15 protein-coding genes and 1 pseudogene are annotated in these 19,206 nt (G+C 71.7%); 10 read left to right on the forward strand and 6 right to left on the reverse strand.

The window, feature by feature from the left end; translation table 11 throughout:
* Window positions 1–7 precede the first annotated feature (7 nt).
* From nuoL to nuoN, 3 genes are read left to right on the forward strand one after another with little or no spacing between them, the layout of a single operon-like run.
* Window positions 8–1,912 (forward strand): NADH-quinone oxidoreductase subunit L, encoded by a 1,905-nt coding sequence (gene nuoL / locus ACFZAM_RS29065; RefSeq protein WP_355340429.1) that lies wholly within the window; start codon window positions 8–10, stop codon window positions 1,910–1,912.
* Window positions 1,913–1,918: 6 nt separating this feature from the next.
* Window positions 1,919–3,538 carry an NADH-quinone oxidoreductase subunit M gene (locus ACFZAM_RS29070; protein ID WP_355340426.1) on the forward strand — a complete coding sequence of 540 codons (1,620 nt, stop codon included), beginning with the start codon at window positions 1,919–1,921 and terminating at the stop codon, window positions 3,536–3,538.
* A complete protein-coding gene (gene nuoN / locus ACFZAM_RS29075) occupies window positions 3,535–5,205 on the forward strand; it encodes an NADH-quinone oxidoreductase subunit NuoN (RefSeq protein ID WP_355340423.1) in 1,671 nt (556 codons plus the stop codon). The genes ACFZAM_RS29070 and nuoN overlap by 4 nt, the downstream gene beginning before the upstream one ends.
* Window positions 5,206–5,320: 115 nt before the next feature.
* Here nuoN and egtD read toward each other — a convergent pair whose 3' ends face one another.
* The 4 genes and pseudogenes from egtD to egtA form a co-directional block, all read right to left on the reverse strand.
* Window positions 5,321–6,313: an L-histidine N(alpha)-methyltransferase gene (gene egtD, locus ACFZAM_RS29080; protein WP_391050443.1), complete on the reverse strand. Its 993-nt coding sequence runs from the start codon at window positions 6,311–6,313 to the stop codon at window positions 5,321–5,323.
* 156 nt (window positions 6,314–6,469) lie between these two features.
* Window positions 6,470–7,195 (reverse strand): annotated as a pseudogene (egtC, locus tag ACFZAM_RS29085) (ergothioneine biosynthesis protein EgtC); the annotation flags it as partial.
* Window positions 7,195–8,577, reverse strand: a complete 1,383-nt coding sequence (egtB, locus tag ACFZAM_RS29090) for an ergothioneine biosynthesis protein EgtB (RefSeq protein ID WP_391050389.1) — start codon at window positions 8,575–8,577, stop codon at window positions 7,195–7,197. The pseudogene egtC and the gene egtB, both read right to left, overlap by 1 nt.
* A 333-nt stretch (window positions 8,578–8,910) precedes the next feature.
* Entirely contained in the window at window positions 8,911–10,185 is a 1,275-nt protein-coding gene (gene egtA / locus ACFZAM_RS29095) for an ergothioneine biosynthesis glutamate--cysteine ligase EgtA (protein WP_355340420.1), read from the reverse strand.
* A gap of 570 nt (window positions 10,186–10,755) precedes the next feature.
* Here egtA and ACFZAM_RS29100 point away from each other — a divergent pair.
* The 6 genes from ACFZAM_RS29100 to ACFZAM_RS29125 all read left to right on the forward strand — a co-directional run bounded on the left by ACFZAM_RS29100 (window position 10,756) and on the right by ACFZAM_RS29125 (window position 16,983).
* Window positions 10,756–11,775 (forward strand): polyprenyl synthetase family protein, encoded by a 1,020-nt coding sequence (locus ACFZAM_RS29100; RefSeq protein WP_355340417.1) that lies wholly within the window; start codon window positions 10,756–10,758, stop codon window positions 11,773–11,775.
* Window positions 11,776–12,071: 296 nt separating this feature from the next.
* Window positions 12,072–13,391, forward strand: coding sequence for an outer membrane lipoprotein carrier protein LolA (locus ACFZAM_RS29105; RefSeq protein WP_391050390.1), 1,320 nt, complete (start codon window positions 12,072–12,074; stop codon window positions 13,389–13,391).
* Window positions 13,392–13,549: 158 nt separating this feature from the next.
* The gene (locus ACFZAM_RS29110) at window positions 13,550–14,560 is read left to right on the forward strand and encodes an ATP-binding cassette domain-containing protein (RefSeq protein WP_391050391.1); all 1,011 of its coding nucleotides are present in this window, start codon (window positions 13,550–13,552) and stop codon (window positions 14,558–14,560) included.
* 202 nt (window positions 14,561–14,762) lie between these two features.
* A complete protein-coding gene (locus ACFZAM_RS29115) occupies window positions 14,763–15,653 on the forward strand; it encodes an ABC transporter permease subunit (RefSeq protein WP_391050392.1) in 891 nt (296 codons plus the stop codon).
* 42 nt (window positions 15,654–15,695) lie between these two features.
* Window positions 15,696–16,559, forward strand: a complete 864-nt coding sequence (locus ACFZAM_RS29120) for an NAD-dependent protein deacetylase (RefSeq protein ID WP_391050393.1) — start codon at window positions 15,696–15,698, stop codon at window positions 16,557–16,559.
* Between the two features lie 16 nt (window positions 16,560–16,575).
* Window positions 16,576–16,983: a DUF4259 domain-containing protein gene (locus ACFZAM_RS29125; RefSeq protein WP_391050394.1), complete on the forward strand. Its 408-nt coding sequence runs from the start codon at window positions 16,576–16,578 to the stop codon at window positions 16,981–16,983.
* A 307-nt stretch (window positions 16,984–17,290) separates the two neighbouring features.
* Here ACFZAM_RS29125 and ACFZAM_RS29130 read toward each other — a convergent pair whose 3' ends face one another.
* Entirely contained in the window at window positions 17,291–17,491 is a 201-nt protein-coding gene (locus ACFZAM_RS29130; RefSeq protein WP_355340402.1) for a DUF397 domain-containing protein, read from the reverse strand.
* Complete coding sequence (locus ACFZAM_RS29135) at window positions 17,488–18,363, reverse strand: helix-turn-helix transcriptional regulator (protein WP_355340399.1); 876 nt, start codon at window positions 18,361–18,363, stop codon at window positions 17,488–17,490. The genes ACFZAM_RS29130 and ACFZAM_RS29135 overlap by 4 nt, the downstream gene beginning before the upstream one ends.
* A 356-nt stretch (window positions 18,364–18,719) precedes the next feature.
* Here ACFZAM_RS29135 and ACFZAM_RS29140 point away from each other — a divergent pair, with 356 nt between their 5' ends.
* On the forward strand, window positions 18,720–19,172 hold the full coding sequence (locus tag ACFZAM_RS29140; RefSeq protein WP_355340396.1) for an ATP-binding protein: 453 nt from the start codon (window positions 18,720–18,722) through the stop codon (window positions 19,170–19,172).
* The last annotated feature ends 34 nt before the right edge of the window (window positions 19,173–19,206 follow it).

Consider the following 19,206-nt stretch of genomic DNA (forward strand, 5'->3'; position numbering starts at 1 on the left):
TGCGACAGTGGAGAACCTGATCGGACTGCTCGTCGCGGCGCCGCTGCTGGGCGCGGGCATCCTGCTGACCGGAGGCCGGCGGCTCGACCGCTTCGGTCACCTGCTCGGCACGCTGCTCGCCCTGGCGTCGTTCGCGCTCGGCGTGGTGCTGTTCGCCAACATGCTGGGCAAGGACGCCGACGCGCGTGGCCTGCACTCGCACCTGTTCACCTGGGTGCCGGTCGGCGGTTTCCGCGCCGATGTCGGCTTCCAGCTCGACCAGTTGTCGATGACGTTCGTGCTGCTGATCACCGGTGTGGGCACGCTGATCCACATCTACTCGATCGGCTACATGGAGCACGACGAGCGCCGCCGCCGCTTCTTCGGCTACCTCAACCTGTTCCTCGCGGCGATGCTGCTGCTGGTGCTGGCCGACAACTACTTCCTGCTGTACGCCGGTTGGGAGGGCGTCGGCCTCGCCTCGTACCTGCTGATCGGCTTCTGGCAGCACAAGCCGAGCGCGGCGACCGCGGCGAAGAAGGCGTTCCTGGTCAACCGGGTCGGCGACATCGGCCTGTCGGTGGCCATCATGCTGATGTTCACCACCTTCGGCTCGTTCGCCTTCGCGGACATCCTGCCGCGGGCCGCCGACGCCTCGACCACGCAGCACGCCACGATCACCGGCATCGGCTTCATGCTGCTGCTGGCCGCGTGCGGCAAGTCGGCCCAGGTGCCGCTCCAGTCCTGGCTCGGCGACGCGATGGAGGGCCCGACCCCGGTCTCGGCCCTGATCCACGCCGCGACCATGGTGACCGCGGGCGTCTACCTGATCACCCGCTCCGGCGCGATCTTCAACGCGGCGCCCGACGCGCAGACCGCCGTCGTCACCGTCGGCGCGGTCACGCTGCTGTTCGGTGCGATCGTCGGTTGCGCGAAGGACGACATCAAGAAGGCGCTCGCCGGATCGACGATGTCGCAGATCGGCTACATGATCATGGCGGCCGGGCTCGGCCCGATCGGCTACGTCTTCGCGATCATGCACCTGGTCACGCACGGCTTCTTCAAGGCCGGGCTGTTCCTGGGCGCCGGTTCGGTCATGCACGGCATGAACGACGAGGTCGACATGCGGCGTTACGGCGGCCTGCGCACGTACATGCCGGTCACCTTCGTCACCTTCGGTCTCGGCTACCTGGCGATCATCGGCTTCCCCGGCCTGTCCGGCTTCTTCTCCAAGGACAAGATCATCGAGGCGGCCTTCGCCAAGGGCGGCGCCGAGGGCTGGATTCTCGGCTGCTGCGCCCTGCTGGGCGCCGCGATCACCGCCTTCTACATGACGCGCGTGATGCTGATGACCTTCTTCGGCGAGAAGCGCTGGGTGCCGGACGCCGAGGGCCACGAGCCGCACCCGCACGAGTCGCCCAAGTCGATGACCATCCCGATGATCATCCTGGCCTTCGGCTCGGTCCTGGCCGGTGGCCTGTTCAGCATCAACTCCTCCTTCGTGAAGTGGCTGGAGCCGGTCACCGGGCACGCCGAGGGCGACTCGCCGATCAGCGCGGGCACCGTCACCGGCGGCACGATGGTGGCGCTGGTCATCGGCGTCGGCATCGCCTGGATGCTGTACGGCCGCAGGTCCGTCCCCGCCGTCGCGCCGCGCGGCTCGCTGCTGACCCGGGCGGCCCGCCGCGACCTGCTCCAGGACGACTTCAACCACGTCGTCCTCGTCCGCGGCGGCGAGCACCTCACCCGCTCGCTGGTCTACCTCGACCACTCCCTGGTCGACGGCGTCGTCAACGGCACGGCCGCCTCGGTCGGCGGCCTCTCCGGCCGCCTCCGCAAGCTCCAGAACGGCTACGTACGGTCGTACGCCGTCTCGATGCTCGGCGGCTCCGCGGTGCTGGTCGCCGCGACTCTTCTCATGAGGGCGGTCTGATAGCTCATGTCCTTTCCCCTCCTCACGGTCACCGCCGCGCTGCCCGCGGTAGGCGCTGTCGTCACCGCGGCCGTGCCCGCGGCGAAGAGGACCGCCGCCAAGTACACGGCGCTGGTCTTCTCGCTGGGCACGCTCGGTCTGGCCATCGCCGCGCTGGTCCGCTTCGATCCGGGCGGCGACCGCTATCAGCTCACCGAGTCGCACGCCTGGATCAAGAACTTCGGGCTCCGCTACGACCTCGGCGTGGACGGCATCGCCGTCGCCCTGATCGCCCTGACCGCGCTGCTGATCCCCTTCGTGATGCTGGCCGGCTGGCACGACGCCGAGCCTCTGGAGACCGCGGCTCCCAGCGGCTCCGCCGCGGGCAACCCCCACCTCAAGTGGCGTCCCACGCAGGGCTTCTTCGCGCTGATCCTGCTGGTCGAGGCCATGGTGGTGCTCTCCTTCGAGGCCACCGACGTCTTCCTCTTCTACATCTTCTTCGAAGCCATGCTCATCCCGATGTACTTCCTCATCGGCGGCTTCGGCGACCGGGCCCACGCGGCCGGTGAGGAAGAGGCGGCACGGCAGCGGTCGTACGCGGCGGTCAAGTTCCTGCTGTACAACCTGGCGGGCGGCCTGATCATGCTCGCCGCGGTGATCGGCCTGTACGCGGTCACCGCCAAGCAGCTCGGCACCGGCACCTTCTCGCTCCAGGAGATCCTGGCCGCGCGCGGTTCCGGGAAGCTGCACATCGAGACGTCCACCGAGCGCTGGCTGTTCCTCGGCTTCTTCTTCGCCTTCGCGGTGAAGGCGCCGCTGTGGCCGCTGCACACCTGGCTGCCGAACGCGATGGGCGAGTCCACCGCGCCGGTCGCCGTACTGATCACCGCGGTCGTCGACAAGGTCGGCACCTTCGCGATGCTGCGCTACTGCCTCCAGCTCTTCCCCGAGGCGTCCAAGTGGGCGACCCCGGTGATCCTGGTCCTGGCCGTGATCGGCATCATCTACGGCGCGCTGCTCGCCGTCGGCCAGCGGGACATCAAGCGGCTGATCGCGTACGCCTCGATCTCGCACTTCGGCTTCATCATCCTGGGCATCTTCGCGATGACCACCCAGGGGCAGAGCGGCGCCGCGCTGTACATGGTCAACCACGGCATCTCGACGGCCGCGCTGATGCTGGTCGCGGGCTTCCTGATCACCCGGCGCGGCTCGCGGCTCATCGCCGACTTCGGCGGTGTGCAGAAGGTGGCGCCGGTACTGGCGGGCACCTTCCTGATCGGCGGCCTCGCCACCTTGTCGCTGCCGGGCCTGGCGCCCTTCGTCAGTGAATTCCTCGTACTGGTCGGCACGTTCAGCCGCTACCCGGTGCTCGGCATCATCGCCACGCTGGGCATCGTGCTCGCCGCGCTGTACGTGCTGGTGCTCTACCAGCGCACGATGACCGGCCCGGTCAAGGCCGGGATCGAGGGCATGTCCGACCTGAAGGTACGTGAACTGGTCGTCGTGGCACCGCTGATCGCGCTGCTGCTCTTCCTGGGCGTGTACCCGAAGCCGGTGACCGACATCCTCAACCCGTCGGTCAAGCACACGCTCTCCGACGTGCACAAGACCGATCCCAAGCCCGCGCTGGAGGCGAAGAAGTGAGCGCAGCAGACAAGGGAGCCGTAGGTGTGGGCGCCGTCCACAGCTTGTGGACGACGGCCGCTCCGGTCGCCGACAAGATCCCGAAGCCGGACATCGAGTACGCCCAGCTCTCGCCGGTGCTGATCGTCTTCGGCGTGGCGATGGTGGGCATCCTCCTTGAGGCGTTCCTGCCGCGCCGCTCCCGTTACACCGCGCAACTCGTCCTCGCCGTGGTCGGTCTCGCGGCGGCCTTCGCCGCCGTGGTCGCGCTCGCCGAGAAGGGGTACGGCACCACGAAGGCGCATGTCGCCGCGATGGGCGCGGTCGCCGTGGACGGTCCCGCGCTCTTCCTCCAGGGCACGATCCTGCTGGTGGCGATCGTGGCAGTCTTCACCTTCGCCGAACGGCGCCTGGACCCGAAGGCGCACGGCAACAACGTCGACTCCTTCGCGGCCCAGGGCTCCGCCGTCCCCGGCGGCGAGCAGGAGAAGGCCGCGGTCAAGGCCGGTTTCACCACCACCGAGGTCTTCCCGCTGCTGCTCTTCGCGGTCGGCGGCATGCTGGTCTTCCCGGCGGCGAACGACCTGCTGACGCTCTTCGTCGCCCTCGAGGTCTTCTCGCTGCCGCTGTACATCCTGTGCGCGCTGGCCCGCCGCAACCGCCTGCTGTCGCAGGAAGCCGCCGTCAAGTACTTCCTGCTCGGCGCCTTCTCCTCGGCCTTCCTGCTCTTCGGGATCGCCCTGCTCTACGGCTACTCGGGCACGGTCACCTACGGCGGCATCGCCTCGGTCATCGACGGCACCGCCCCGATGACCCCGGCGCTCGCCAACAGCACCGGCAATGACGCGCTGCTCCTGATCGGCTTCGCGATGGTCGCGGTCGGCCTGCTCTTCAAGGTCGGCGCCGTCCCGTTCCACATGTGGACCCCGGACGTCTACCAGGGCGCGCCGACCCCGGTCACCGGCTTCATGGCCGCCGCCACCAAGGTCGCCGCCTTCGGCGCGCTGCTGCGGCTGCTGTACGTCGTCCTGCCCGGACTGCGCTGGGACTGGCGGCCCGTCATGTGGGGCGTCGCCATCCTCACGATGCTGGCGGGCGCGATCATCGCCGTCACCCAGACCGATGTGAAGCGGCTGCTGGCCTACTCCTCGGTCGCCCACGCCGGGTTCATCCTGGCGGGCGTGATCGCCACCGACAAGGAGGGCGTCTCCTCCGTCCTGTTCTACCTCGCCGCGTACTCCTTCGTGACCCTCGGCGCCTTCGCCGTCGTCACGCTGGTGCGCGACGCGGGCGGCGAGGCCACGCACCTGTCGCGGTGGGCCGGTCTCGGGCGGCGCTCGCCGCTGGTCGCGGCCGTCTTCGCCGTGTTCCTGCTGGCCTTCGCGGGCATCCCGCTGACGTCCGGTTTCGCGGGGAAGTTCGCGGTGTTCAAGGCCGCGGCGCAGGGCGGTGCGATGCCGCTGGTCATCGTCGGTGTCATCTCGTCGGCCATCGCGGCCTTCTTCTACATCCGCGTGATCGTGCTGATGTTCTTCAGCGAGCCGAAGGCGGACGGTCCGTCCGTCGCGGTGCCGAGCCCGCTGACGTCCACCGCCATCGCCATAGGGGTGGCCGTCACGATCGTGCTGGGTCTGGCCCCCCAGTACTTCCTGGATCTCGCCGACAAGGCGGGCGTGTTCGTCCGCTGACCGTCTCCTCGCCGCCGCGCCCCCGGGTGCCCCCTCAAGGGGCCCCGGGGGCGCGGCGCGTGGGGGGCGTGCGGGCACCCGGCCACCGGCCGTTGCCCCGGGGGACGGGGCGGGGTCAGTTGGGGACGGCGAGGAGGAGGGCGAAGCGGGACTGGGGGTCGGTCCACCAGTGGCGGACGGTGAAGCCGCCTTCGTGGAGTTCGGCCGTGAGGGAGTCGCGGCGGAATTTGCAGGAGATCTCGGTGCGCAGGTGCTCGCCGGGGGTGAAGCCGGTGGTGAGGTCGAGGTCGGGGATCTTGACGGTCTGGGCGGTACGGGAGCGCAGGTGCATCTCGATCCGCTCGTGGTCGGTGTTCCACAGGGCGACGTGGTCGAAGGCGTCGGGGTCGAAGTCGGCGCCGAGTTCGCGGTTGAGCACGTGCAGGACGTTCTTGTTGAACTCGGCGGTGATGCCCTGCGAGTCGTCGTAGGCGCGGACCAGGACGTCGGGGTCCTTGACCAGGTCGGCGCCGAGGAGCAGGACGTCGTCGCTGGTGAGGGAGAGGGACAGCGTCCGGTAGAAGGCGCGGCGCTGGGCCGCGTCGAAGTTGCCGATGGTGCTGCCGAGGAAGGCCAGCAGGCGCGGGCCCGGCTCGTCGGACAGCGCGAGACCGCTCTCGAAGTCGGCGACGGTCGCGGCGACGCGCAGCCCCGGGTAGTCGCGGACGATCGCCTCACCGGCCTCTTCGAGCGCGGACGCGCTGACGTCCAGCGGCGCGTAGCGCGACAGCGTGCCGCCCGAGGTCAGCGCGTCGAGCAGCAGCCGCGTCTTGCGGGAGGAGCCCGAGCCCAGCTCGATCAGGGTCGCGGCCCGGGTGAGCTGCGCGATCTCGGGGGCCCTGCGGGTCAGGATCTCCTGCTCGGCGCGGGTCGGGTAGTACTCCGGCAGCCGCGTGATCTGCTCGAAGAGATCGCTGCCGCGCTTGTCGTAGAACCACTTGGGCGGCAGGGTGCGCGGCGCGGTGGTGAGCCCGCCGAGCACGTCGGCGCGCAGTGAGGTCGTGAAGTAGTCGGCGGGCAGCCGGTCGTCGAGGGTGAAGCGGCTGCCACCCGTGCGGCTCTCGTCCATGCTGCTCTCCTCCATAAGGTGCGGGTGCGGGTCCTCGCGTGTGCGGTCCTTGCCTCGGGCGTCCTCGCGGGCGGTACGGACAGGGGTCGGCGGGCGCAGCGGGATGATCCGTACGCCCTCGGTGGTCGCCAACAGCAGCGACCGGTCCGGGACTTCGTGCCAGTCGCCCGGAGCGTCGTCCGGCTCCGAGGCGACGAGCACGGACCCCCCGGAGGCCAGGGCCTCCGCGGACCCCGGCACATCGCGGCCGGTACGGAACCACAGCGTGTCCCCGTACGCCGTGGCCGCGATCGTCCGGCCGTCCGTGAGCAGCAGATTGAGCCGCGCGGTCGGCCGGGCGGCGGCGACCTCACGTACGACGGAGGCGAGCGCCCCGCCCGGCGGCTGGCCCTGCCGCAGCCGCCGGGTGAGCAGCGCCCACAACAGCGCCGAGTCGCTGTGGGACGCGAGGCCCAGCAGTTCGGCGGAGGTCAGATCGGTCGGCAGCCGCTCCCAGTCGGCGACGGCGCCGTTGTGGCTGAACAGCCAGCGGCCGTCACGGAAGGGCGCGGCGGCCGACTCGTCCTGCGTGGTGCCCGCGGTCGCGGACCGTACCGCCGCCAGGACGGCGCCGGCCCGGATCGTCCGGGCCAGCTCGGTGAAGTTGGCGTCCGACCAGACGGGTACGGCCCGCCGGTAACGGGCGGGGAGCGGAAAGCCCTCGTCACCCTCCTCGGGCGAGGGCTCCAGCGGGTACCAACCCACGCCGAAACCATCCGCGTTCACCGTGCCGTGCCGTTGGAGCCGCGGCTGCCACGACTGCTCGTACAGTCCGCGCGACGGCTCGGTGAGCAGCCGGGCCAGCGTCAACGGCGGCCCGACGTACGCGAGATGACGGCACATCAGCCGCGCCCGGCTTCCGGGGACGGGGACGCGGACGGAGACGTGGACGCCGACCCGGACGGAGACGTGGACGCCGACCCGGACCCTGCCCCGGCCCCCGGCCCCGACGCGTCCCGCGCCGTCCTGAACCCGGCGAAGATCTGCCGCCGGATCGGATAGTCCCAGTTGCGGAACGTCCCGCGCGCCGCCACCTGGTCCGCGCCGAACGACCCGCCGCGCAGCACCTTGTAGTCGGGACCGAAGAAGACGTCGGAATACTCCTTGTACGGGAACGCCTCGAAGCCCGGGTACGGCGCGAAGTCCGAGGACGTCCACTCCCATACGTCGCCCAGGAGTTGACGCGCGCCGCAGGGCGCCGCACCGGCCGGGTAACTGCCCGCGGGCGCGGGCCGCAGGTGCGTCTGGCCGAGATTGGCGTGCTCGGGACCGGGATCGGCGTCACCCCACGGGTAGCGCAGCGAGCGCCCGGTCGCCGGGTCGTGCCGCGCCGCCTTCTCCCACTCCTCCTCGGTCGGCAGCCGCCGCCCGGCCCAGCGGGCGTACGCGTCGGCCTCGTACCAACACACGTGCACGACCGGCTCGTTGACCCGTACGGGCTCGGTCCGGCCGAAGACGCGCCGGGTCCAGACGGAGGCGCCGTCGTCGTACGACCAGAAGAGCGGCGCTTCGAGGCCCGCGTCCTGGACGTGCCGCCAGCCCTCCTCGGTCCACCAGCGGGCGTCCTGGTAGCCGCCCGCCGCGATGAAGGCGAGGTAGTCGCCGTTGGTGACCGGCACGGTGTCCAGCCAGAAGGCGGCGACGTCCACGGTGTGCTGGGGGCGCTCGTTGTCCAGCGCCCACGGTTCGGTGCTGGTGCCCATCGTGAACGGGCCGCCGGGGACGAGGACTTCGGCGGGCAGCACGGCCGCGTCCGCGGGCGCCTGCGGAGGCTCGGGGGCCTCCAGGACGGCCGGGCCGCTGCGGAGCTGATGGGTGGCGAGCATCGTCTCGTCGTGCTGCTGCTCGTGCTGGGCGAGCATCCCGAAGACGAAGCCGTCCGCGAGCAGCCGTTCCGCCCGCTCCCGCTTCAGGGACGGCGAGTCGTTGGGCGAGGTGTCGACGGCGTCCAGTACGTCGACGGTCTCGGCGCGTACCTCCGCCACGTACGCCCTGGCCTCGTCGGGGCCGAGCAGCGGCAGCGCGGGACGGTCGGCGCGCGGGTGCTGGAAGGCGTCGTAGAGCTGGTCGAGGTCGGGCCGCAGGCCCGGCCTGCCGCCGGCCTCACGGACCAGCCACAGCTCTTCCTGGTTGCCGATGTGCGCCAGGTCCCAGACCAGCGGGGACATCAGCGGCGAGTGCTGCGCGGCCAGATCCGCGTCGTCCACGCAGTCGGTGAGGGCCATGGTCCTGCGCCGGGCGGTCTCCAGCGCGGCGAGCGCCCGCGCCTTGACATCAAAGCCGCCGGAGCCGCCTGAGCCGCCTGAGCCACCGGAGCCGCCGGGAGCCCCGGACCCGCCGGAAGCCCCGGAGCCACCGGAAGCCCCGGAGCCACCGGACCCGTCAGCACCGCCCGAAGCACGCGAAGCGCCCGAAGCGCCCGATGCCGAGCCAGGCGTGGCGGAAGCGTCCGAAGTGCTGGATGCGCCAGAAGTGAGGGAAGTGCCGGGTGAGGCACTGTTTTCGGCCGTGTTCCGGCCGTCGGTACGAGGGTTTGTCACGACATGCCTTCCGGAGGGTCAGACGCGGCGCAGCGCGTCCAACTGGTCATGGGCGGGACATCGTCCGCGTTCTGGATAGCGCTCGGCGAAGTCGGCGACGGCCAGCCGCAGGGCCGCCGGCGCGTCGGTACGCGCCAGCGCACCGGCAGCGGCGTCGAAACAGGCCCGTACGGCCTCGCCGATGACGGGGTCGGCGGGGCCGACCCGGGCGGCGCGCCGCCACATCTCCTCGGACGGCATCGGATCGCCGTCCTCGCAGAGCGGCTCGGTGGCCGCGTGGGCGGCCTCGGCGGCGACGGGGTCGTCCAGCAGTGTCGCCGTCAGCACGGTCGGGACGATCCAGTCGTCGCCGTCCTGCGCGTCGGTCATCCGCAGCTCCAGCCAGCCGCGCGGGCGGACCGGCGGGAAGAGCGTGCTGAGGTGGTAGTCGAGGTCGTCCACGGTCGGCGCCCGCACGCCCGGCGCGCCCCGCAGCCATGCGCGGAAGGTCAGGTCGCCCGGCACCGACCAGTCGGGCTGGGCGGCGTCCCAGACGCCGCTGCTGTCGGTGGGCCCCTCGCGTACGCACAGCAGGCGCGCGTCGAGGGCGTAGCGCGTCCACGCGGTACGGGGGTCCTCGTCGTGCCCCGGCTGCCGGGTGCGGCTGGGGTCCATCCGGCTCCAGACCGCCTGCCGGGTGGAGACCCAGCCGGTCGGCGTACCGCCCTGGACCGGCGAATTCGCGAAGGCCGCGACCAGGACCGGGCCGATCCGGTGCGCCAGCTCCCAGCGGAAGCGGTAGCCGGAGGTGCCCGCGGAGTCGTCGCCCGCGTCGAGGTTCACCTGAAGGGCGGCGGTGCGCCGCATCATCGTGCGGCCCCACGGGCCGTCGCGGTCGAAGAAGCTCTCCATGGCCCGGTAGCGGGGATGGTCGAGCACGCGGGGAGGGTCGCGGAACGGGTCGAGCCCGCGTCCCACGAGGACGAGTCCGGCCTCGTCGGTCGCCTGTCGCAGTGCCGCGAGATCGGCGGCCATGGAGTCGACGCAGGCGGCGAGGGTGTCGGCGGGCCGGGAGCTGAGCTCCACCTGGCCGCCCGGCTCACGGGTGAGCCTGCTGCCGCTGGGCAGCCCGCCCGGCTGTTCGACGGGCGCGAGGGCCGCGTCCAGCCGGTCGACGGATATCAGGGACAGCGGATCGGAGCGGTCGTGGACCAGCCACTCCAATTCCACACCGGTGCGTGCGGGCGGACCCGTTTTGAAGCAGACCCCGCGCACGTGGGCCTCCGCCTCGTCTTCCCGCAGGTCGGCTGCCATCGATCCACCTCCTCTCTTTCCTTGGGGGGTTTCCCCGGGGATTACCCGTGGGGTCTACCCCGAAGCGAGGACATGTCACCTGTTGCTGCCGCGAGTGTAGTTGACCATGTTGCGGGACCGTCTTACGTAATGGTGAACGTTCTTCGGTCAACCGCCCGAATCGGCCATCATCCCTTCCGGGCGGTCTTTACGTCGCTAAAACCGGCATTACGGATCATAACCGGCCCGGTCGGAGACGGCCTGGTGTAGTGCCGGAGCGGGGGTAGTCGAGGGGCAGGGACGGGGGTAGCCGAGGGGCAGGGACGGGGAAAGCCGAGGGGCAGAGCGGGGGAAGCCGCGCCGCCGGAGTGAGGAATCGGTGCCGCCGGAGCGGGGAACCCGTGAGGAAGCCGCGGCGAATACGGGGCGAATCCGGGGGGAATTCCGGAACCTCGCTTCCGGTACGCCGCGACCCCGCTTCCAGGGCGATGCCCCGGCGGTGATCCACAGCCGACCGGCTACGCTGCCCGTGTAGACAGTGCCGCCCCTCAGACCCCGCCAGAAGCCAGATCAGCGACAGGAGTACCCCTCGTGACCGTCGTCGGGCCCTTCGGGCTGAGCGTGTGGGACGAGGCCCTTGAGGCCGACGTCCAGGCCGGTCTCTCGGCCGTCGAAGAGGGCCTGCTGGAGGCCACCAAGAGTGATGTCCCGTTCATCACCGACGCCGCGCGCCACCTCCTCAAGGCGGGAGGCAAGCGCTTCCGGCCACTCCTGGTGATGCTCGGGGCCCAGTTCGGCGACCCGCACGCGCCCCGGGTGGTCCCCGCGGCCGTCGTGGTCGAGCTGACCCACCTGGCCACGCTCTACCACGACGACATCATGGACGAGGCCGAGGTGCGCCGCGGCGTGCCCAGCGCCAACGCCCGCTGGGGCAACTCCGTCGCCATCCTGACCGGCGACTTCCTCTTCTCCCGCGCCTCGCACATCCTGGCCGACCTCGGCCCCGAGGCCGTACGCGTCCAGGCGGAGTCCTTCGAACGGCTGGTCACCGGCCAGATCCTGGAGACGGTCGGACCGCGCGACGGCCGCGACCCGATCGACCACTACCTGGACGTCCTCGCGGGCAAGACCAGTTCGCTGATGGCCGTGTCCGGGCGGTTCGGCGCGATGATGTCCGGCGCGGACGAGACGGTCGTGCACACCCTCACCCAGTACGGCGAGCGCATCGGCCTGGCCTTCCAGCTCGCCGACGACCTCCTCGACATCACCAGCGACAGCCACGAGTCCGGCAAGACCCCGGGCACCGACCTGCGCGAGGGCATCGCCACGCTGCCGATCCTGCACGTACGCCGTCTGTACCAGCAGGCCGCGGGCGGCGTCTCGGCCACCGACCGCCGCCTCAACCAGCTCCTCGACGGCGACCTCACCGACGACGCCCTGCACGGCGAGGCCCTGAGCCTCCTGCGCGGCCACCCCGCGCTCGAACAGGCCCGCCGTGACACCCTCCGGTACGCCGACGAGGCGCGCGCCGCCCTCGCGCCGCTGCCGGAGTGCACGGCGAAGCTGGCGCTGGCGGCGCTGTGCGACATCGTGGTGCACCGGGCGGGCTAGCCCCCGCGTCGGGCTCCCGCGTCGGGCCCCGGCGTCGGGCTGCATCGGCGACGTGCACCGGCCGGTGAGGTCGGATCGCCGGCGTCCCCTAGGTGGCGCCCTGCGCCGACCCGAGTACGGCGTCGGGGTCTGTCATCCCGGGGACGTACACAGGGTTGCATCCGTCGGCTGATGTGGCGGGTTGGCCGTTTTGGTGTGATGGAGACGTCCACTTCACGGCGGACCGGGCGACAATGGCCCGGGGAGCGGACGAGTGCGAGGCAGTGAACCGCCGCGACGACGGAGGTAGAGACGCGATGGCACGGATCCAACCGGCACAGTTTCCGGAGCACCCGGAATCGGACGAGCCCGGCAGGGGGCGGGGACGCAAGGCCATGCGGTACGCGGTGCCCGTCGCGGTGGCGGGGGTGGCGGCGGCGACCATCAGCCTCGTACCCGCGCTCGCGGACACCGGCAGCCCGTCGCTGCCCACGCTGACGGCGGAGCAGTTGCTCACGAAGGTCGCGGCGTCCGACACCCAGACGGTGTCGGGCTCGGTGAAGGTCAGTACGGACCTCGGGCTGCCCGACGTCCTGTCCGGCGGCGCGGCGAGCAGCCTGTTCGGCGGCGCCGCGAGCGCCGCGGGCCCGTCCGGCAAGGACGGCAAGGGCTCGGCCGCGGCCCCGCAGGCCCAGCTCACCCAGCTCCTGGCCGGTTCGCACACCCTGCACGTGGCGGCGGACGGCCCCGACCGGCAGAAGGTCTCGATCATCGAGCCCACCGCCGAGTACAGCCTGATCCACAACGGCACCGAGGTCTGGGGCTACGACAGCGGGTCCAACGAGGCGTATCACGCGACCGCCCCGGCCGACGCCAAGGGCGGCGCCGACAGCAGGGCCCGGTCCCAGGACTTCCCGGCCACCCCGCAGGCCGCCGCCCAGCAGGTGCTCAAGGCCGCCGACGGTACGGCCTCGGTCACCGTGGACGGCACCGCGCGCGTCGCGGGCCACAGCGCGTACCAACTCCTGGTCACCCCGCAGCACGCGGACAAGACCACGGTCGGCGCGATCCGTATCGCCGTCGACTCCAAGACCGGCGTCCCGCTGAAGTTCACGCTCTCGCCCAAGGGCGGCGGCAAGGCCATCGTGGACATCGGCTTCACGAAGGTGAGCTTCGGCAAGCCGTCCGCGTCGACCTTCACCTTCACCCCGCCCAAGGGCACGAAGGTCACCGAGGCCGGCAAGGAGTCCGACGCCGTCACCAAGGGCCAGAAGGGGTTTGACGGTGTCACCGGCCTGCCCGGCTTCGACGGTGTCAACGGCACCGGTCACACCTCCGGCGGCGAGCCCACCGTCATCGGCAAGGGCTGGGACTCCATCGCCGTCATCACGTCGCCCGGCGGCCTGCCCTCCGGCGCCGACAAGAACGCGCACGGCAAGGGCGGCGGCGACGCCCAGTCCCTGCTCAACAGCTTCGGGCGGCACGTCACCGGTGACTTCGGCTCCGGCACCGTCTTCCACACCCGCCTGGTCAACGCCCTCCTGACCGACAAGGGCACCCTGTACGTGGGCGCGGTGACGCAGTCCGCGCTGATGGACGCGGCGAACGCGGCGAACGCGGCGAACGCGGCGAAGTAGCGTCGCTCGCACGCCAGTCGGCGGGTGCCCGTCCCCGTCCGGGGGGGCACCCACCGGGCGCGGGCGGAAGCGGGTCCGGGCCCAGGCCCGGAGCCGGGAGTTCCGGCCGGGCGCGGCGTGCGCCGTACACTTCCCAGTCCCCGTCGCAGAGGAGCGCGATGCAGCAGCCGCAGGCCGCCGGGCCGAACGGGCCGAGCGCGTACGACGCGGTGACCGTGCCCGCGGCGGACGCCGCCGACGTGGTGATCGAGACGCGCGGCCTCGCGAAGCGGTACCGCGGCACGCTCGCCGTGGACGGCCTGGACCTGCGGGTGCCGCGCGGCAGCGTCTTCGGTTTCCTGGGCCCCAACGGCTCGGGGAAGACGACGACGATCCGGATGCTGATGGGCCTGATCGCGCCGACGGCGGGCACGGCGCGGGTGCTGGGCCGCCCGATGCCGGGCGCACAGCGCACGGTGCTGCCCAAGGTGGGCGCGCTGATCGAGGGCCCGGCCCTCTACGGCTTCCTGTCCGGCCGGGACAATCTGCTGCGGTACGACGCGGCCGACCCGACGGCCGACCCGCGTACGCGCCGGGCCAGGGTGGGCTCCGCGCTGGACCGGGTCGGGCTCACGGCGGCGGGCCCGAAGAAGGCGAAGGCGTACTCGCTGGGCATGAAGCAGCGGCTCGGACTGGCCGCCGCCCTGCTCCAGCCGCGCGAGCTGCTGGTCCTCGACGAGCCCACGAACGGGCTCGATCCGCAGGGCATGCGCGAAATCCGCTCCCTGGTAAGGGAGTTGGCCGCCGACGGCACCACCGTCTTCCTCTCCTCGCACCTGCTGGACGAGATCGAGCAGGTCTGTACGCACGCGGCCGTCATGGCGCGCGGCCGGCTCCTCACGCAGGGGCCGGTGGCCGACCTCGCGGCCGGTACGCGCGGGCGGCTCGTCGTCACCACACCGGACCCGGCGGAGGCGGCCCGCGTACTCACCGACCAGGGCGTCGGCGCCCTCCTCACCGACGGCCAACGCGTCAGCGGCGAACTGCCCCCCGACCCGCCGGACCTCGCCGACCTCAACGCCGCGCTGGTCGCCGCGGGCGTCCGCGTCCGCGGCTTCGGCCTCGAACGCGCCTCCCTGGAGGACGCGTTCGTCGCCCTGACAGGAGAGGGTTTCGATGTCGCGGGCTGAAACGGAGCCGACCGCTTCGAGCGCCGACCAGAACCGGCCTGCGGTCGACCAAAACCGGCCTGCGACCGGGCCGCGACCTGAGCCGACCCCCGCCCCGGGCCCGGCCGGCCCGGAGGCCGCATCGCCCCCGGAGCCCGCCGCCCGGCCCTCCGGGCCCGCCACCGATCCCCCTGGGACCGAAGCCGGAGCCGCCGCGGGCACCGTGGCCACCGAGCCGCCGTCCGGGCCGCGTACGCCCCGGCTGCTCTGGACCTTCGGGCTGTTCCGGTCGGAGCTGGTCACCGTGTTCCGGCGGTGGCGGACGCTGGCGCTGTTCGCGGTGCTGGCGGGGGTGCCGCTGCTGGTCGGCGTGGCGGTGCGGATCGAGACGCGTAACGGGGGGTCGCTCGGCGGGGGCGGCGGGCCGGACGGGAACGGCAACGGCCCGGCGTTCATCGAGCAGGTGAGCAACAACGGCCTGTTCCTGACGTTCGCCGCCCTGGCGGCCACGCTCCCGTTCTTCCTCCCGATGGCGATCGGGGTGATCGCGGGCGACTCGATCGCGGGCGAGGCCAGCGGCGGCACGCTGCGCTATCTGCTGGTGGCCCCGGCGGGCCGCACCCGCCTGCTGCTCGCCAAGTACGCGTCCGTGCTGGCCTTCTGCCTGGCGGCCACCCTGGTGGTCGCCGTCTCGGCGCTGATCGTCGGCTTCGCGCTCTTCCCGGTCGGAGACGTCACGCTGCTGTCGGGCACGACGATCCCGCTCTCGGACGGCATGCTGCGCTGCCTGCTGATCGCGGTCCTGGTCGCGGCCTCCCTGGTCGGCATCGGCGCGCTGGGCCTGTTCATCTCGACCCTCACCGACAGCGGCATCGGCGCCATGGCCGCCACCGTCGGCCTGCTCATCACCGTCCAGATCATCGACAACATCCCCCAGCTCCACGCCTTCCAGCCCTACCTCTTCCCCCACTACTGGCTCAGCTTCGCCGACATCCTCCGCGACCCCGTCACCTGGACCGGCATCGCCAAGAATCTCGGCCTCCAGGCCCTCTACGCCGCCGTCTTCGGCTCGGCCGCCTGGGCCCGCTTCACCACCCGCGACGTGACGGCCTAGGACAGGCCCCTAGCGCCCGTCAGGCGGGCGTACGCTGCCGGTATGGAGACCGGGGTCGGCAGGGGGCTGGGGGAAGGCGTGGACGTGCTGGCCGGGTTCCTGGCCGGGCGGCCGGCCGTGGTGCTCAGCGGGGCGGGGCTGTCGACGGAGTCGGGGATTCCGGACTACCGCGGGGTGACGGGGCGGCGGCGGACGTCGGCGCCGATGACGTATCAGGAGTTCGTCGGGGAAGAGGCGGCCAGGCGCCGGTACTGGGCGCGCAGCCACCTCGGGTGGCGGACGATCGCGCGGGCGCTGCCGAACGACGGGCACCGGGCGGTGGCGCGGCTCGTGCGGGCGGGCGCGGTGACCGGGGTGATCACGCAGAATGTGGACGGGCTGCACGCGGCGGCCGGTACGGCGGAGGCGATCGACCTGCACGGCAGGCTGGACCGGGTGGTGTGCCTGGACTGCGGCGACCTCAGCGACCGTACGCGGCTGGACGAGCGCCTGGACGAGGCGAACCCCGGCTTCCGCGCCACCGCCGTCGCCCACACCAACGCGGACGGCGACGCCGAACTCCCGGCGGGGAGCACCGAGCGGTTCCGGCTCGTGCCCTGCGAGGTCTGCGGCACCGGCACGCTCAAGCCGGACGTGGTCTTCTTCGGTGAGAACGTGCCGCCCGAGCGGGTCCACCGCGCCTTCGCCCTGGTCGACGCCGCCCCCGCCCTGCTCGTCCTGGGCTCGTCCCTCACCGTGATGTCGGGGCTGCGCTTCGTCCGCCGCGCCGCCCGCCAGGGCACCCCGGTGGCGATCGTCAACCAGGGCCCCACCAGGGGCGACGATCTGGCCGCGCTCACCCTCGACCTGCCCCTCGGCCCCACCCTCAGCGCCCTGACGGAGGCGTTGGGCGCGGCGGCCGTCTGAGCGGCGGGAGAAGGACATGGGCACCTGGCACGTCGGCCCCTTCGACAACGACACCGCGTGGGACCTCAGCGACACCCTCGACGAGGCGAGCCCCGAGGCGCGCCCCGGCATCGTCCGCGACGCCCTCGTCCGCGTGATCGACACGACGGGCGACCTCGACGCGGACATCTCCGAAGAGGCCGTCGCCGCCGCCGCGCTGGTCGCCGCCCAGTGCCCCGGCGGTGAGCCCATCGACCCCGACTACGGGCCGAAGCGGCCGCTCGCGGACCTCACACCGCTGCGGTCCACGGCCCTCAGGGCCCTGGACCGGGTCGTCACCGAACCCTCCGAGCTGCTGGAGCTCTGGGACGAGCCCCCTGACGGCCCCTGGCGGGCGACCATCACCCGCCTCCAGCACACGCTCACCCCTCAAGCGCCCACCTGATGCCGTAACCCGGCCCGCTCAGCGGCCCCCAGTGCTCGTCATCGACACCGACGGCTCGGGCACCGACCCGGCCGACCGGGGCCACCGCCTCCTGGGAGCCCTGCCAGGGGAACAGCGGTGACCACCCATCTGCGGGCGCCCGCAGCCCCGTTGGTGACGGCGCACGCCAAACGCGTCGTCGCCGATACCGGGGTCCTGAACAATCCGTACTTCCGCGCGCTGGTCGACGGCAGCATGCCGTTGGCCCGCCGACATGGCGAAGGCCCCCGGTGGCGACTCCGGGGGCCTTCGCGTGGCGCGTGGTGCCTTAGTGAGCGAACTCGCCGTTTCGCGTACCCGCGAGGAAGGCGGTCCACTCGGTGGGCGTGAAGTAGAGGCTCGGACCGGCCGGGTCCTTGCTGTCCCGCACGGCCCGCCCTCCGCCGGCCGTGGCGGCGACCTCCACGCAGTTGTTTTCCGCCCCGGAGTACGAGGACTTCCGGAAGGGCCCTATTACCTTAGGGGTCACTTTGTGTCGTCCTTGCTTCTCTGTAGTGCGCCTCGGATGAGCCGCGCGCTTGCATCCGGGGCCAGTGCTGCCGATCGTAGTTGATCAAATGCGAGAGCGTAAGCGGTCAAATCCTCGGCGGCTTCCAGGATGGAGGCCCCCCGGAGATTGTCCAACGTGACTGCCTCGACCACGGGTTCGCTGTCGAAGGAGAAGCTCGAAAACGCGGCGGGCATTGACGCCTTGACTCCGGCTGAAATCGATAGCACCTGTAGCGTCACGTTCTGCCTTTGGCCGACCTCAAGAATATGGGCCAATTGCTGTTGGTAGACCTCGGGTTTGACGATCGAGTGGATGATCACCGGTTCCCAGATGATGACCGTGTAGTTCGCCGAGCCCTCGACCTCGTCGATTTTTACCTGGCGGTCCTGCCGCACCTTGACGAGCTGCGAGACCCGCTCCGGGTCGATGAAGTGCGGAGCACTTGTGATCACCGCCTCCGCGTACGCGGGGACTTGGAGCAGTCCGGGGATCAGGTTGGGCTGCCACTCGCGGATGTACGTCGCGTCATCCTCAAGCGAGATGTGGTCCAAGTAGTCCGCGCGTAGGTGCGCAGCGTGCTCCAGCCACCAACCGCGCCGGTTCGACCCCTTGGCCAACTCTTCGAGCCGAGAACGCACTTCGGGATCGGTCACGCCGTACGCGTCGAGGAGCAGGCGCAGTTCGATGACGCGGGTGCTGATGTGGCCGGTTTCGATGCGGCTGATCTTGCTGGCGCTGACCGCGATCACCTCGGCGGCCTGTGGTTGATCGAGCTGAGCTGCGGTTCTGTACTTTTTCAGGGCCGACCCGAGTCGCCTGCTGCGCACGGTCGGCCGTCCCCCTGCGGGCATGGGTCGGCTCCCTCCTCGGCACGCCCGGTCACGTACCGGGCACAACTCTAGGGCCACGCGACGCCGTTGACGCACCGGATTGCACGCGTGCGCCTGTTCTGGTTGCGGCGCGGCCAATTCCGTGCCTACTCTCGTACTACGCGCTACTTCGCACCGCGATGCGGCGCGGTGCTTGGCGCTGCCAAGTACGTACCGATTCCCGTCGCGTGGGTGCCGCGCCCCGCGACGGGTGGCGAGGACCCCCGTGCGGCGCCACTCCCCGTGGGCGCCCGGGTGAGTCCTCCGTCGGGGCCCCCGACGTGGCGACAAGGGGGCCCCGACGTCAATGGGATTCGGCGACGAGGGAAGGCACGGCCATGCACCGAGAACCACCTGGACAGTCCGACGAATCGGCGGGCGAGCCGCCCGGTGCCGAATCCCGAACGGTCGCCCGGTTGTGGCCGCGTACGCCGCGTTCGGTGGGGCGGGCGCGGCACGAACTGGAAACGGCCCTCAAGGGCTGGGGACTGGAAGACCTCACGGATTCCGCCGTGTTGATCCTGTCGGAGTTATTCACGAATGCCGTCGTGCACGCGCGGGTCGCCGGGCGCGATGTGCAGACGCGGTACGTGCGGACGCCGGGCGGTGTGCGGATCGAGGTGCACGACGCGGGGGACGGGCGGCCCGAGCCACGGGTCGCGGCGGAGAGCGACGAGGACGGGCGCGGGCTCGCGCTGGTCAACGCGGTCGCGGGGCCCGGGCATTGGGGCGTCGGGGAGCGGGACGGCGTCGGGAAGATGGTCTGGGCGGAGTGCGGCCTCGGGCGGTGACGCGCGGGTGAACGTGACCGCGCCCGCCGGGAAC

The sequence above is a fragment of the Streptomyces sp. NPDC008079 genome, assembly GCF_042957385.1.
Classification (GTDB): domain Bacteria; phylum Actinomycetota; class Actinomycetes; order Streptomycetales; family Streptomycetaceae; genus Actinacidiphila.

Bases quoted from the DNA above. Each gene is read 5' to 3' on its own strand.
- ACFZAM_RS29070 (WP_355340426.1), top strand. From the start codon at position 1,919: ATGTCCTTTCCCCTCCTCACGGTCACCGCCGCGCTGCCCGCGGTAGGC.
- egtD (WP_391050443.1), bottom strand. From the start codon at position 6,313: ATGGACGAGAGCCGCACGGGTGGCAGCCGCTTCACCCTCGACGACCGG.
- egtB (WP_391050389.1), bottom strand. From the start codon at position 8,577: ATGGCCCTCACCGACTGCGTGGACGACGCGGATCTGGCCGCGCAGCAC.
- egtA (WP_355340420.1), bottom strand. From the start codon at position 10,185: ATGGCAGCCGACCTGCGGGAAGACGAGGCGGAGGCCCACGTGCGCGGG.
- ACFZAM_RS29105 (WP_391050390.1), top strand. From the start codon at position 12,072: ATGGCACGGATCCAACCGGCACAGTTTCCGGAGCACCCGGAATCGGAC.
- ACFZAM_RS29110 (WP_391050391.1), top strand. From the start codon at position 13,550: ATGCAGCAGCCGCAGGCCGCCGGGCCGAACGGGCCGAGCGCGTACGAC.
- ACFZAM_RS29120 (WP_391050393.1), top strand. From the start codon at position 15,696: ATGGAGACCGGGGTCGGCAGGGGGCTGGGGGAAGGCGTGGACGTGCTG.
- ACFZAM_RS29125 (WP_391050394.1), top strand. From the start codon at position 16,576: ATGGGCACCTGGCACGTCGGCCCCTTCGACAACGACACCGCGTGGGAC.
- ACFZAM_RS29135 (WP_355340399.1), bottom strand. From the start codon at position 18,363: ATGCCCGCAGGGGGACGGCCGACCGTGCGCAGCAGGCGACTCGGGTCG.
- ACFZAM_RS29140 (WP_355340396.1), top strand. From the start codon at position 18,720: ATGCACCGAGAACCACCTGGACAGTCCGACGAATCGGCGGGCGAGCCG.